The organism is Paenibacillus periandrae (genome assembly GCF_022458865.1).
In the GTDB taxonomy this organism is placed as follows: domain Bacteria; phylum Bacillota; class Bacilli; order Paenibacillales; family NBRC-103111; genus Paenibacillus_S; species Paenibacillus_S periandrae.
The window spans coordinates 140,681-155,376 of record NZ_JAJNMU010000018.1; the positions used below are offsets into that span (position 1 = coordinate 140,681).

A 14,696-nucleotide genomic window follows, 5' to 3' on the forward strand; every position below is an offset into this window, starting at 1 on the left:
TGCGGTAATCGGGCAGCTGCCCGATTGTCCCGCTGCCTGTTACTTGCCGAGCTTGGAGGCGGCATCCAGCTGTTTTTGATTCAACTGCATGAACTCATCCAAGCCAAGACTCTGCAGTTTTTTCACATAGGTATCCCATTCGGCATCGACATTTCCTTTGCCCGATATCCAGTTGGCAATTGTTGTTTTGATATAATCGTTAATCGCTTTATCCAAATCTGCCATACGCAGTTTTTCAGTGTCTTTCAGCAATCCGGCAGGTACCGGCGGGTAATTCAAGTTTTTGGCTGGCAAATATTTTTTATAAATGTTGTCGTAGGCCCATTCTCTTGTGCCTTCCTTCTTGACATTCAGGTTGATAATTTTATTTTTGAACATATTCTCGTCGAGCAGTGCTATCCCATAATTGGAGAGTCCTTTATCGGCGTCTGCTTCTATTTTTTGATTCGTCAATTGGTACTTGTCGTTGGCCTCTTTCGTCCATGCCACGCCTTCTTTACCATAGTTCATCGTCATGGACCAATCCGGTTCAGCCAGCATTTCCGCCAGTCTTGCCGATGCTACAGGGTATTTATTGTTTTTGAAAATGACAAAGTTTCTCGGCCAAATACTGCGATTTTGGCGGCGAATATTCGGCTGTTTGCCGTTGGGGGATTGCAGCGGTGCCATCGGGTACCACCATTTCCCATCCATATAGTTTTCATTCTGATCGCCGTAAGAGGTCATCGAACCGATCATCGGCGGATTGGACGATATAGCAGCCGTATATTTGCCCCAGTCATCTGTGAAAGCTTCCGGAACGATCAGCCCGTTCTTATACAGGTCAGCCAAATAGCGAATTGGCTCTTTCAGATCCGGATTCGTCGCTTGGGATTTGAATTTGCCGTCCTCCACAATAAAATAGCTCCCAGGGGCGTAGACCCCGAACGAAGCGTACATATCAAACTGCCCGCCGATATTGCTGCCATACTGAATATAATATGGGGTCACGTTTTTAGGAATGGAGCCCTTGCCGGCATTCTCTTTAAAGGCGGTCAGCACATTTTTGAATTCTTCTGTCGTGGTGGGCATTTTCAATCCAAGTTCGTCCAACCATTTCCGATTCATAAACCACTGGTCCCGCAAGTTGTAGCTGTATTCGTCAATCAATGCAAACGGAAAACCGTATAACTTTCCGTCCGGCATCAAGGCTTGCTGCTTCAGGTCCGGATTGGACTCAAAAAACTTGCTCCAATTCGGAGTATACTGCAGAAGACGATCAATGCTGACGATATCCTGCGCATCAACCGCATCGGAAATCGCCTGAGGTGTAGGGTCCATGCGTAAAATGATATCCGGATAATCCCGGCTGCTGAACATCAAATTGACCTTCTCGACATCACTGTACACCTTCAGATTGATTTTGATGTTAGTCTTTTCCTCGATTTTTTTCCAAATATCATACTTCGTAAACTCTCCCATGTGAGCGCCATAGATGATACCCACATTTAATGTGATCGGTGCTGCCGTTATCGGGTAGCCCGTCGCATTCGTCACACCGCCATCAAGCAGCTTGGTGTCCCCGCCGCTGCCTATAGAGACGTTCTGCTCCCCCACTTTGGCGCTTTCGGAACACCCGATCAAAAAACCGCCGAGCATGGTCATGCAAACTATCCCGGAAACAAGCCTGCCCATTTTCCCTCTCATTCTGTACTCCCCCTATGTCATATTGTGATGGCCTAACTACTTGTAATCGATTACATGTGACCCTGTGCCGAGCGATCACTTTATCAGGCTAGCAAATGTTCCGCAGCTTCGTAAATATGCCGCTAAATGACGGTATGCTTTTCTCCCACAGACCAATAAAGCCAAGCAGCACTAGGCTTTTACCTGCATGAAGAGCTGTTGTCGTGCAGGCAGTATGCAATTATCCAATCATGTGCGGACAGCTAAAAAGCCGACTTTCGATAAGAACACATCTAAGATGCGCGTTCATCAAAGCCGGCCTAGCCAATAGCCATTTATTCGGTTATAAGTTCGTCATATGCCTTTGTACGTGATTTTGCGGAACCCCCCTGGCGTCGTGCCAACTTCCTTCTTAAACTTACGCACAAAACTCGATACGTCATAGTAACCGATCTCGGAAATGATTTCGACTAACGGTTTTTCTGTGGAGCTTAGCAGGTGCTTTGCTTTTTCCATACGCAAATAATTCATGTAATCGGAGATGTTCTGACCCGAGTATTTCTTAAAATAGTAGCTCAAATTTGAAAGGGACATGTTGAAAAGATCCGCCATGCTCTGAACCGTAAAGTTCGGGTCGTGGTAATTGTTATCCATGTAGTCGATCAATTGCTGCAGCAGCTCCTGATCATGCTTGTCACGATTTTCCTTAATATACTTGCATAGTGTCCAGCAGAGTTCGTTGATGTTCTGTCCGAGCTCCTTCACGGTTTCAAACTGAGCGAGCGAAATGACGTCGATGTACCCTTTATCCAGCACAACAAACTTTTTATTGATCGTCTGCATCGTTTTCAGCACAGTATTGATAATATCGAAACAAAGGCAGCGAGCTTCGAATAAAGGTACATCGCGACGCGTAATTTGGTCCACCAGTTCCGTAACGGTCACAGAGATTTGCTCCGTATTGCCTTCGATGATGAACAATTCGAGCGCTCTCAATTCCTCGACGGGGTAAGGGTAATCCGAGGATGCAGCAATTTGGATATCGTCAAAATAGATGATTTGATCTGTTCCTTTGACCAGCCGGTAATCGAGCGCCGTATACGCTTCAATGTAAGATTTGCCGAGTTGTCCTGTTTCTTCACAGCCATTGCCTATACCGACCGCGACATTTGCGCACAGCTTGTTCATCATGATTTGCTGCATCTGCGTTAACGTGTCATGCAGCGCCTGATGATCAGCTTCGATTTGACCAGCCAAAATGAAAATCATATGATTATCGATGTTCATGTGGCCGAAGCCTTCGATTTCATCGGGGAGCGATTGTTCCAGCAGCTCCACAAGCTCAGATAGAGATGCGGCGGACTGCTTCTGCTGCCGATCTGAAGTGCCCGCGGAAAAGATAACGACGCGATAAAAAGGCTTGCTGAAGGAAATCCCGATCTCTGTGCCTTTCTCGTTAAAAGCATCCGAATGCGCGTAAGAGCCGCGGATCAAGTTGTTCAGCAGGAAGTCTTTGACCGCGCTGTGACTGCTTTTGACCTGATCGTTCAACATTTTGTTCGTATGATTGATGCGGTTAATGGTCATCCGTACCGCTTCGAACTCATTACCAGCCTCAGCAACGCTCCCAGTCTCCTTTTCCACAAACAATCGAAGCTGGCGAATCGGTCGATAATTCATACGCATATTGAACAAGATCAGTATGCCAGCGGCGAGAATTATACCAAGAAACGTCCACAGGAAGGCATTTCTTGCCGCGATAACCTGTCTCATCGCTTCCTCTACCGGCATAACCATCAGGTAGCTCCAACCGGTTTCGGGGGACTGAATCCAGGAAACGAAGCTGGAAGAGGAGCCCACCTCTGTTACCGTTGATTGCTCAAGCCGGTCCGATTGAAGGAAGCCCAATAATTCCTGCTCATCAGGGCGGCTGACTTTTTTAAATGCGGCAACGGTCTTATGCTCTGGATTAATAGCCATAATATTGCCTTTATCACTGCTCATCATTTGTTGAAATGCCTGCTCCTTAATGACGAATAAGACCATACGTTTGTCATAATTAGAGCTGTTGGGCACAAGGTAGCTCACAACTCGGCCCATATCGCCTCCTGCGGCTTCACTATCCAGCACCCAAACCGCATTGCCGCTCGTGTTACTTGCAGCAGCTTGAAATTGCTCATCCGTGATGGAGCCACCATAATACGCTTTCAAAAATTGCTGCATCGTATAGGTTCGCGTCGAGGAAACAAACAAATTCAATTGGTTGTAATACACGACGACATCGCTTACAAAGTTGCTGCCCGAAATATAGCTTTTTAATTGATAGATCCCTCTGGATACAGGATACGGACCATCGCCGATTTGCTGTGTAGTTAAGTCCGGGTTGCTGTAAATTTGGTAGGCAACCGTGTTCATTCCGGTAATATTCGTATCTACGGCAGTAACGACATGCTGGAGAATGTTAACGTTGTTTTTGATAACTTCATCTTTTAGCAAATGAAAAAAATAAATATAAACCAACATAGCGATGATCGCGAGTGGTATGATAAGCACCAGCATATAAGACAGCAAATAACGCAGAAACAATCGATTGGTTTGCAGCAAGTTCCTTTTCAGCCCATACATCGCATCGCGTCCCGCCTTCCATGTAAGCTCTTTCATTGTCACATTCGTTATTAATATAACGCATACCTCTGCAATTGTACATTCTCCAGACCCGACCAAACAGCCATTTAGAAAAATAGACTATGGTCCAACAATCGCATATTTACGAAATTGGGTTAGCCTGTTACGATAATAACGATTCTGCATTCAATCGATGAGGAGGGAATGACATCTTGAACAAGAGGTCCAATTGGCGTCTCGTCGTCTTGCTAGGGTCTGTCATCCTTTTCACAGGTTGCAATGAATTGGCGATTCCCAATTCCCCAGGCATTTCAAGAAGCTCCGGAGAATTGGCAGACAATCGAGTTATTGAGAACGGTGTCGCGGTCAACTTAACCGGATATCCGATCGTCGATCAGCCCATCACGCTAAAAACAACAATTGTCACATCGTTTAAAGGCGACTACAACCAATCTAAATTTTTTCAGGCTCTGGAGAAAAAAAGCGGAATTCATCTCGATATCAAGCAAATTTCTGTCGATAACCGAGATAAGCTGAACCTGATGTTTGCCTCAAGGCAATATCCCGATCTCATGCTGCGCTCCGATGTATCACCGCATCAAATGGCCATAGCCCAGTCCGCCGGGGATATCGTCGCATTCTCGGACATGCTGAAATATGCGCCCAATTGGATGCGAGCACTTCAATTGGACCCGTCCTCCAAAAAAGCGATGACTGCCGCTGACGGCAACATTTACAGTCTCGGCCTTATTCAACAAAACAACGTATATTTGGGCATCCGCGACCAATGGCTGATTAATAAAAAATGGCTGGACCAGCTCGGTTTGCCAGTGCCGGAAACAACCGAACAATTCGCAGAAGCGCTATTGCAATTCAAGATGAATGCCGGAAAAGGCAGCATTCCGAAGGAGGTTATCCCTTATTATTTTCGCTGGGACCAATATGTAGGCGGCCCATTGGACTTATTCGGAGGTTCCTTTGGTATTCTTGTGCCGGATGAAAGCTATGTTTCGGTTGAAAATGGCAAAGTCCGATTCCAGGCTATTAACCCGGAAATCAAAAAGCCTCTGGCCTATTTGCATAAGCTATACGGGGACGGATTGATTCCTCCGGAGGTTTTCACGGACGATTGGAGCGCCTATCACGCCAAATTGATGGACAAACCGGGAAGCATCGGTTCCATTGAAGCCTATGGGAATCCTAATCCTGATATTTACGTGCCCATGCTGCCACCCAAAGCCCCCAACATCCAGAAGCAGCTGTTTCGGCAGCAAACCTGGATCGTCCGCAACAATCAGTTCACCATTTTTAAAAATAATAAATACCCGATCGCGTCAGCTCGCCTGGCAGACCTGCTCGCCGATCCGGACTGGACCGTGCAAGAAACGTACGGATTATTTGGAGAAGGGTCCCAGAAAAATAGCGACGGTACTTATGATATTTGGCCGGATACATCGGACAACGGAGATGTTCCCAATGTCGATGCCATCTCGGCCATGACGCCGGACCTGGCTGCCAAGCTCCGCTTCCTACCGGGCAACAGCAATTATGACCGTTCCAGAGCCGTAGCGATGTACGCACCCGTTGTTGCTCCGCTCGACAGGTTTTTTCCCGACTATGTGGACTATTCACCCGAAGACCGCGACAAGCTGGCGCAATTGCAAATGAATATCAAAGCCTATGTAAGGCAGACGTTTATCCGCTGGGTGTATAAAGGCGGTCTCGAGCAGGAATGGGAAGCCTACGTCAATAAATTAAAGAGCATGCATGTTGAAGAGATGATCATGATCATGCAGCAAGGATTGGATCGTTACAACAAACCATGACTGTTTCTGATCAACTGATGCGGAAACAAAAAGACCATGCTTCGACAGCCGGTACTGATGGCCTGTGAGGACATGGTCTTTTTTAATGAAGCTGTCTGTTAACGTACACGAGCAATTGCTAATCCGTCATATGCCGGTAGAACAACACCCTCCAGCCGTGGATCACTTGCCATGCTTTGATTGAACTGACGCATCTTGGTCACTGCATTCCCGTTCTGCTCTGGATCCATGGCCCGACCATGCATCAGCGCATTGTCACCCATAATTATAGCCCCCGCGTTGGCCAGCTTGATCGCCCATTCCAGGTAGTTCGGATAGTTCCCTTTATCCGCATCGATAAAAAAAACATCAAATTTCTGCCCTTCATCTGCAAGCTGCTGTAAATGATGCAGAGCCTCTCCTACACGGTATTCTACCTTGTCCCCAAGTCCAGCCTCATTGAGATGCTGCTGAGCCACATCTGCATATTCCTGCTTAAGCTCCAGTGAAATCAGCTTACCTTGATCACCCAAGCCGCGAGTCAAACAAATTCCGCTATAGCCGCCCAAAGCACCAATTTCCAAAATACGCTGTGCTCCTGTCATTTTGACCAGTAAAGTCAACAGCTTGCCATAGCCTGGAGCTATGGAAATCTCCGGCATGCTGCGGCTCCGTATCCCTTCCTTTACTTGTTCCAGTTGCTCGTCGCGAGTCAACAATGATTCCACATATTCCTCAGCAGATAACTGCGTCATCCTATAATTCCCCCTTATATTGTATAAACCAACCTTATCACCTATAATATCAGAAGCGTATGTTTTAACCGGAGGTTAAGCTGACTGATATTTCAAGGAAACATTCCTCTGAAACGTGGTCGCCCATCCTTGATTGACTTCGATCCTTGTTTACTTATAATATCAGAAGCATATGTTTTAACTGGAGGTTAAGCTGACTGATATTTCAAGGAAACACTCCTCTGGAACGCGGTCGCCCATCCTTGATTGACTTCGATCCTTGTTTACTTATAATATCAGAAGCATATGTTTTAACCGATGGTGTTTATAACAACATTGTATGGCTTTTCCAATAAGAGTTCAACTGGAGTGTGTAAGATGTCCGAAATTCAATTAATCGCCACTTGTCCTATGGGTCTTGAGGCTATTCTAGCTCGCGAGATACGCGATTTGGGCTATGATAATACAACTGTCGAAAATGGCCGGGTTAACTTCACAGGGGACGAGCTGGCGATATGCCGTGCCAACTTATGGCTGCGCACAGCGGATCGCGTGCTTGTCAAAATGGGCCAGTTTGAAGCCCGCACCTTCGATGAGCTATTCGAGGGCACCAAGGCGCTGCCATGGGCAGACTGGATTCCCGAGGATGCCGAATTCCCTGCGCAAGGACGCTCTCACAAGTCTCAGCTGTCCAGCGTTCCTGCCTGTCAAGGTATCGTAAAAAAAGCGGTCGTCGAAAGCCTGAAGCAGCACTATCATACCGAATGGTTTCCCGAGACGGGAGCTCGCTTCGTCATGGAAGTCTCGCTATTGAATGATATCGCTACACTGACGCTTGATACAACAGGTCCAAGCTTACATAAGCGCGGCTATCGCAAAATCGCAACAGAAGCGCCGCTAAAAGAAACGATGGCCGCAGCTATCGTACTGCTCAGCCGTTGGCGCGTGGACCGGCCGCTGTACGATCCATTTTGCGGCTCGGGAACCATCCCTATCGAGGCTGCTATGATCGGCTGGAACATCGCTCCGGGACAACGACGCTCTTTTGCTGCTGAGGCTTGGCCGATAATTCCCACATCCCTATGGGACGAAGCCAGGGACGAAGCTTATGATCTGGTAAAAGACGATGTACCGCTTGAAATTATCGGCTCGGATATCGATAAGGATGCCATAGACATCGCACTCGCCGCGGCCAAGTCAGCCGGACTTGCGCGTGAGCTAAGATTCCAGGTGCTTCCAGTGGCCAAAGCCAAACCACAAGGCGATTATGGCTGTATCATTACCAATCCTCCATATGGAGAACGTTTGGGAGACCTGAAGGAAGTGGACAAGGTTCTCCGTGACCTTGGCTTGCTGGCCCTTCATCTGCCAACGTGGTCTAGCTTTATTTTGAATCCGAACAAGCAGGTCGAGCACTTCATGAGCAGACCTGCTGACAGGAAGCGCAAGCTGTATAATGGACGGATTGAGTGCCATTTGTTTCAGTATTTTGCACCGGGTGGATTGTACGGGCCACGTCGGGAATCTTAAGAATATAACCGCCCTGATGTAGGCATCAGGGTTTTATTATGAGGTGATTGATCTGAGTCGTATCCATTGGAAGCCAATCAAGCTAAGCCCTCAACAAACACTTGCCTTGGGCTTTGCGGTCATTATCGTTCTGGGTTCGTTCCTGCTGTGGATGCCTGCTGCTTCAGTTGAAGGCAGTTCGCTCAGCTATATCGATGCATTATTTATGGCTACATCGGCAACCTGTGTAACCGGTTTGATTCTGGTCGATACGGCAACCCATTTCACTCATTTCGGACAAATTGTTCTGCTAGTCATGGTGCAGCTGGGTGGATTAGGATTTATGACCATGACTACCTGGTTCGCGATCGTCGTCAGAAAACGAATCTCCTTGAGGGAACGGCTTGTCCTGAAGGAATCATTGAACCAAATATCGATAGAAGGCATTGTCCGACTCATCAAAAATGTGGTTGTCTATTCCTTGGTTGTAGAAAGTATAGCCGCCTTCATTTTTGCAATACGCTGGTCCTTTGAAATGCCCTTGGGCAAAGCCATCTACTATGGAGTGTTCCACGCTGTGTCATTGTTCAATAACGCCGGATTCGAGCTCGTTGGCGGTTACAGGAACCTGACGCCTTATGTCGACGATTTTGTGATTAATGCGGTATCGATGCTCCTCGTCATTTTAGGTGGAATTGGCTTCATCGTGATGTCAGAGCTTATTGATTATCCGAAAACTCGGCAGCTTTCCCTTCATAGTAAAATTGTGCTTTCCGTTTCAGGCTTTTTGGTCGTTTTTGGAGCGCTTGTCATATTTATTTTTGAATTTTCCAACACCCATACGCTCGGTCCCTTGCCTGTATTTGATAAGATCCTCGCTGCTTTTTTTCAATCGGTCAGTACCAGATCCTCAGGAACCAACACGATTGACATAACGAGCTTGAGGCAGGCTACCCAGTTTTTCATGGTCCTCCTGATGTTTATCGGTGCAGCTCCAGGATCAACAGGCGGTGGAATTAAAGTAACTACCTTTGCCATACTGATTGGTGCCATGATTACAATGATCCGGCGAAAAGAAGATGTCGTGCTGTTTCGATACCGTTTGGCGCATGAATATACCCACCGTGCCCTTACCGTAACCTTCCTTTCCTTACTGCTCATCTTCATCGTCACCATGCTTCTGCTTGCTACACACGACTATTCTTTTTTAATGATCTTGTTTGAAACCACCTCTGCTTTTGGAACGGTTGGACTGAGCATGGGACTTACGCCGCATTTAACATTCACTGGAAAAATAGTGATCATTCTGATGATGTTTGCCGGAAGATTAGGACCCGTCACGCTATCCTATGCCCTGCAGCCCAAAAACAAAAAGGAATTGTACCATTACCCCGAAGGTAAAATTACGATTGGATAAGCACAGCAAAAAAAGAATCAGGCTCACGGAACAGCGCAACCAAACGGCGCAGCTCTGGGACCTGATTCTTTATGTGTTTAATGCCAATTCTAGCTACATTATCCGTTCTGCTTCATCGTTTCAACCAGCTCATGAAGTACCTTACCTGCATCATCATAAGGAACCTGGCACGTTCCTGCCGCCTTATGCCCGCCGCCGCCATTTGCAAGCATTAAAGCGCCCACGTCGGTGTTGGAGGTACGATTGATAATGCTGTGACCGCAGGCAAACACACAATTTTGCTTGTTTCGGCCATCAACGATCCAGATCGAAATATTTTGTTCAGGATACAAGGCGTACACCATAAATCGATTGCCCGGATAAATCGTTTCCACGTTGCGCAGATCGGTGACAATCACATTACCGTCTGCATATGTATGCTGCTTTAACATCGCTTTATAGTCGACGTCCAGTTCAAAATAACGCTTTGTCCGCTCTACAACATCCGGCAGCTGCATAATCTCGTCTACCGTCATTGTCGCACAGTGATCGACCAAATCCTCCATCAGCTGATAATTGCTGATTCTATAATCACGGTAGCGCCCTAATCCAGTACGGGCATCCATAATGAAGGACAATAAATCCCAGCCTGAAGGATTCAAAATATCATCTGCGGAAAACTGCGCGGAATCCGCTTTATCCACACCCTGCATAATATTATCAATGTCACCAAAACGTTCCTTGCCACCATAGTAATCATATACAACACGGGCAGCACTTGGTGCCACACGGGTCTCGCCTTTATATACGATTTCTGGGCCTGTCCGCTCCAGCTCACTGGAATGGTGGTCAAACCATAAACCACAGCCGGGAACATACGGGACATTAGCCAAAATATCATTGTCATTGACTTCAACCAATCCATCCTGCATATCCTTTGGATGAACGAATTTCATTTCGTCGATCATGCCCAATTTTTTAAAGAGCATTGCACATACCAAGCCATCAAAGTCGGATCGTGTAATTAAACGCATGGTCTTTCCTCCTATATAGTCCCGTTGAACTATAGTAATCTATCTATTATTATAAACAATGGACCTAATAGAGACAATAGCTGGAAGCAGAAAAAAGCATACCTTTGGCCTTCTCAGCTCCAAGATACACCTGCATAAAATCCCTAAAAATAACCATTTTACAATTATTTAACTACATCGCATGTCAATTTTATTTCCATTCTCTGCTCAAGCGAGATTCTGCTCATGAGTCCGACAGCTTAAATAATGATATAAGCTGACAAACAAATCATTTTCCAGATCACAGCGAATCGAGAGCTTAACCTCTCCGCGCCAGTAGAATGTTATCAGATGACCGGTTTTCCCCATCACCATTTCCACATCCCACCATGGATTCCGCAAATCATATATCTCACGGTTAATAAACATCTTGGGGCCTTCATTCGACAAATAAATCCCGATCATGTCGGTGCCAACCTTCGTATAAAACCCGGTTCTTGTCATCAGATTTCTATTTTCGTTCATCTATGATCCACCTCTCTTATCTTTCAAACAAAAAGACTCCTGATCCATTGGCCAGGAGTCGCAGTTATATGCGCATCACAGTACCTTCGGCAGCTGGCTGGCTGGGTGTATCTTGCTTACACCGTAAGCCCCTGTAGTTTTGCGTCACAAGCTTCCACTTGCTTTGCCATTATCGAGAATTGAGCTATAATTATTCGACAACTTTAGCATATAAGATAAGAAGCTCATTATAAATGAATCTGTAGAACCAATTAATCAACTTATACAAGTCTAATTACCTAAACTTTCATTTATATTAAATGAAACTAAGTTATTACAAGGTCATTATCGTACCTTTTGATCTCCTCCTGAGAACTAACTGCACATGAAAATATAAATGTCCCAAACACAAAAGAGGGCTTTCGCCCCCTTTATGTAAAAGCACATTTAATTATTTTACATATTTCTTAACCTTTTCAATTGCCTCGTCCTCAGTAGCCCCAGTCACATAACGCCCATTAATATATATAAAAGCAAATCGTGAGCAGGGACCGCAATAAGATTTGCAGGCTACTTTGATGTCAGCGTCCGGGGCCAGCTTTTGCAGCTTGGATACGGCTGTCTTCATCTTCATATGCTTACACTTATCACAGACGCGAATATCGTTTGCCATAACTTACAAATCCTCTCATATCCCATGAATGCACAGCTTAGTGATCGCCGTGATTCCCTTTACCCGGATTGGTGACTGCAAAGCCTTCCTCCGGTGTGTAGAAATAATCGATGCGGATTCCATCCAGTAAAGGCTCGTCCTTTTTCAAAACCACATCAATTCCTTTATCGGTGCTAACTACAACGTCATCTTCAGTCGGCTTGTCCATCCCCATACCATAATGCGCATGGTCACCATGACTGTGCGTAATATAGATGCGAACCTTTAAATCCTTGTCTTCTTCTTTTTCCAGCTCAGCCAGTAAGACCTTCGCTGCATTACGTGAAATTTTAACGTTCATTTCCTCTGCCCACTCCCTGTATGCTTTTCTCCCTATTGTAAAGAAACCACTCTCGGAAATCAACCCATTATACAGCTATTTGACTGTTATTACAGATTTGTAATAAATCGGCGTACCTCGTCCAGAGTCAGATCGGGTGTATGCAGGATGGAAGGGGTTGCTTCTGAAGGTGCCAAGGTACCTTTATACAATGCCTCTATCGCCTCCGTATCCTTCAAAATATGTCCGGTGAGCAGACACACCGCTGTGCATTCCTTATCGATAATACCGGCAGCAGCAAGCTTTTTCAGCCCTGCTACTGAAGCTGCAGATGCAGGCTCACAGCCGATACCGCTGCGGTCGATCCGACCTTTGGCCAGCATGATTTCCTCGTCAGTCACCGATACGGTCACACCTTCCGTATACTGGATGGCATATTGCAGTGCCTTCTTCCAGCTAGGCGGATTCCCGATATTCATTGCCGTTGCCCGTGTATAAGGATTCCTTACAGGCTCAAGCTGGGCATCTCCTTGAGCAACCATCCGGTGAAACGGACTGGCCCCCTCCGCCTGAACAACGGCAACGCGTGGCAGCTTATCAATCATCCCGAGCTCCTTCAGCTCGTACAAACCCTTGCCCAATGCAGTTGCATTACTTAATGCGCCTCCCGGAACTACGATCCAATCCGGCATTTGCCAACGCAGCTGCTGGGCAATTTCAAATACAATGCTCTTCTGACCTTCGATTCGGAATGGATTGATCGAATTGCATACATATAAGCCGAGCTGCTCACTATGAAGCTCGCTAAAACGGATTCCATCGTCATAAGTACCCTCAAACGATATCACCTGTGCGCCATAGGCGAGCGTCTGCAAAACTTTATTCATCGAAATATGGTGTTTGGGAAGAAACACATACGAAGAGCAGCCCGCCCATGCAGCGTACATAGCGAGTGAGGACGACGTATTCCCCGTTGATGTGCAGGTAAAGCGTGTATAGCCCAACGAACGGCCATGGGAAACCGCAACCGCCATGCCGTTATCCTTAAACGAGCCGCTCGGATTCTCGCTCTGTGCCTTCAACATCAGCCCACGCACACCGGCAAATTCGGCCAAGGTCGCTGACCGGTACAGGCCTGTATTCCCTTCATATCTGCTCGTTATATAAGCATCCGGCAATTCCGGAGCAATCAATTCCTTATACCTCCACACACCACTTGCGCATGATGACATACGATCCGACAATCTTTTGTCGAACTCCAGCTTTAACCGTTCCCCATCTACACCGCGATAATCTTGCCTGACCTCCAGCAAGCCTCCGCAATCACATAAAAAAGGATTCCTTCTTTCCTCCAGACTGTAAGTCTTCACGCAATCCAAACAAACGAATTTCATCGGTTACACCGTCCCATCTATGAAGTGATGCCAGCCCTTGCAGCACGGCTGCTTATCTCTTACAATAGAATAAAACGACTCATAAATATAATATTCTGATTTGATAAATACATCAATTATATTTATGAATCGTATGGAATGGCAGAAATGGAGGTCGCACCCAGGATGAATCTGCATGCATTAAGGCTTTTTTATGAGGTTGCTTCCCGAGGCAGTGTCACCAAGGCTGCTGAAGCTATGCATATCAGCCAACCAGCCGTAACTGCACAAATCCGCAATCTGGAGCAGGAGCTTGCCCTAACCCTATTGTCACCACAAGGGAGAGGTGTTGGTTTGAGTGAAGCCGGAGATCTCGTATATACTCACGCAGCAAAACTGTTTGCTTTAGAACTGGAAATGACCCGACAGTTTACCGCGTATCGGGAAGGTACACTGGGTAAGCTGCGATTAGCCGCAACCTATCTCCCTGCCAATCATTTATTGCCAGCCTGGATGGCAGCCTTCAAGAGCAGCCACGAGCAAATAGAGCTGTCCTTGACCACATCGAACTCGCGCGCGGCGTTTAACAAGCTGCTGTACTATGAGGCGGATTTGGCCTTCATTGGAGGCAGCAAAGAAGCACCCGCAGGCTTGCTGCGCGAGGAGCTTCTGATGGATGAGCTATGGTTCGTCGTTCCGGGGCAACACCCGCTTGCAGGCAAGACGGTTTCTTTGGCTGAGATGCTGCAGCAGCCATTCGTGCTGCGTGAGGAAGGCAGTTCCTCACGGGAAACGTTGCTCGCCATTTGTCGGCAGTATCAAGTTCAATTCCCACAGATTGGCTTACAATTCAACGGCCAACACGAAACGATGCGTGCGGTTATGTCAGGCTATGGAGCCAGCTTCATATCCGCTCTGGAAGCAGCTGAATACATCCATCAGCAAGCATTGGCAAGAGTACATGTAGATGGTATCCATGCGCCCAATCCTATTGCCGTTTACCGCAGGTCTGATGAAGCTCTCTCCCCTGCATGTGAGCAGTTTCTGGCGCATGTGCATGCACACATCTGCTGAATTTCA

12 protein-coding genes and 1 riboswitch are annotated in these 14,696 nt (G+C 46.7%); of the genes, 4 read left to right on the plus strand and 8 right to left on the minus strand.

The window, feature by feature from the left end; genetic code table 11:
* Positions 1-39: 39 nt before the first annotated feature.
* Entirely contained in the window at positions 40-1,686 is a 1,647-nt protein-coding gene (locus tag LRL21_RS28165; protein WP_240419098.1) for a type 2 periplasmic-binding domain-containing protein, read from the minus strand.
* A gap of 333 nt (positions 1,687-2,019) precedes the next feature.
* The gene (locus tag LRL21_RS28170) at positions 2,020-4,326 is read right to left on the minus strand and encodes a helix-turn-helix domain-containing protein (RefSeq protein ID WP_240419099.1); all 2,307 of its coding nucleotides are present in this window, start codon (positions 4,324-4,326) and stop codon (positions 2,020-2,022) included.
* Positions 4,327-4,502: 176 nt separating this feature from the next.
* On the opposite strand from LRL21_RS28170, the gene LRL21_RS28175 reads away from it, so the two are divergent.
* Entirely contained in the window at positions 4,503-6,116 is a 1,614-nt protein-coding gene (locus tag LRL21_RS28175) for a type 2 periplasmic-binding domain-containing protein (protein ID WP_240419100.1), read from the plus strand.
* A gap of 98 nt (positions 6,117-6,214) precedes the next feature.
* On the opposite strand, the gene LRL21_RS28180 is transcribed toward LRL21_RS28175, so the two are convergent.
* Entirely contained in the window at positions 6,215-6,850 is a 636-nt protein-coding gene (locus LRL21_RS28180) for an O-methyltransferase (protein WP_240419101.1), read from the minus strand.
* 357 nt (positions 6,851-7,207) lie between these two features.
* On the opposite strand from LRL21_RS28180, the gene LRL21_RS28185 reads away from it, so the two are divergent.
* Positions 7,208-8,359, plus strand: coding sequence for a THUMP domain-containing class I SAM-dependent RNA methyltransferase (locus tag LRL21_RS28185; RefSeq protein ID WP_240419102.1), 1,152 nt, complete (start codon positions 7,208-7,210; stop codon positions 8,357-8,359).
* Between the two features lie 46 nt (positions 8,360-8,405).
* Positions 8,406-9,755: a TrkH family potassium uptake protein gene (locus tag LRL21_RS28190; protein ID WP_240419176.1), complete on the plus strand. Its 1,350-nt coding sequence runs from the start codon at positions 8,406-8,408 to the stop codon at positions 9,753-9,755.
* Between the two features lie 98 nt (positions 9,756-9,853).
* Here the strand turns inward: LRL21_RS28190 and LRL21_RS28195 are convergent, their stop codons facing one another.
* The 5 genes from LRL21_RS28195 to thrC all read right to left on the minus strand — a co-directional run bounded on the left by LRL21_RS28195 (position 9,854) and on the right by thrC (position 13,637).
* Positions 9,854-10,768 (minus strand): DHH family phosphoesterase, encoded by a 915-nt coding sequence (locus tag LRL21_RS28195; protein WP_240419103.1) that lies wholly within the window; start codon positions 10,766-10,768, stop codon positions 9,854-9,856.
* Positions 10,769-10,975: 207 nt separating this feature from the next.
* The gene (locus LRL21_RS28200; RefSeq protein ID WP_240419104.1) at positions 10,976-11,272 is read right to left on the minus strand and encodes a hypothetical protein; all 297 of its coding nucleotides are present in this window, start codon (positions 11,270-11,272) and stop codon (positions 10,976-10,978) included.
* Positions 11,273-11,357: 85 nt separating this feature from the next.
* A riboswitch (cyclic di-GMP riboswitch) is annotated at positions 11,358-11,450 on the minus strand.
* A 252-nt stretch (positions 11,451-11,702) separates the two neighbouring features.
* Positions 11,703-11,924: a YuzB family protein gene (locus LRL21_RS28205; RefSeq protein ID WP_076229152.1), complete on the minus strand. Its 222-nt coding sequence runs from the start codon at positions 11,922-11,924 to the stop codon at positions 11,703-11,705.
* A 37-nt stretch (positions 11,925-11,961) separates the two neighbouring features.
* The gene (locus LRL21_RS28210; protein WP_076229151.1) at positions 11,962-12,264 is read right to left on the minus strand and encodes a heme biosynthesis protein HemY; all 303 of its coding nucleotides are present in this window, start codon (positions 12,262-12,264) and stop codon (positions 11,962-11,964) included.
* A gap of 89 nt (positions 12,265-12,353) precedes the next feature.
* Positions 12,354-13,637, minus strand: coding sequence for a threonine synthase (gene thrC / locus LRL21_RS28215; RefSeq protein ID WP_240419105.1), 1,284 nt, complete (start codon positions 13,635-13,637; stop codon positions 12,354-12,356).
* 138 nt (positions 13,638-13,775) lie between these two features.
* Here thrC and LRL21_RS28220 point away from each other — a divergent pair, with 138 nt between their 5' ends.
* A complete protein-coding gene (locus LRL21_RS28220) occupies positions 13,776-14,690 on the plus strand; it encodes a LysR family transcriptional regulator (protein ID WP_240419106.1) in 915 nt (304 codons plus the stop codon).
* The last annotated feature ends 6 nt before the right edge of the window (positions 14,691-14,696 follow it).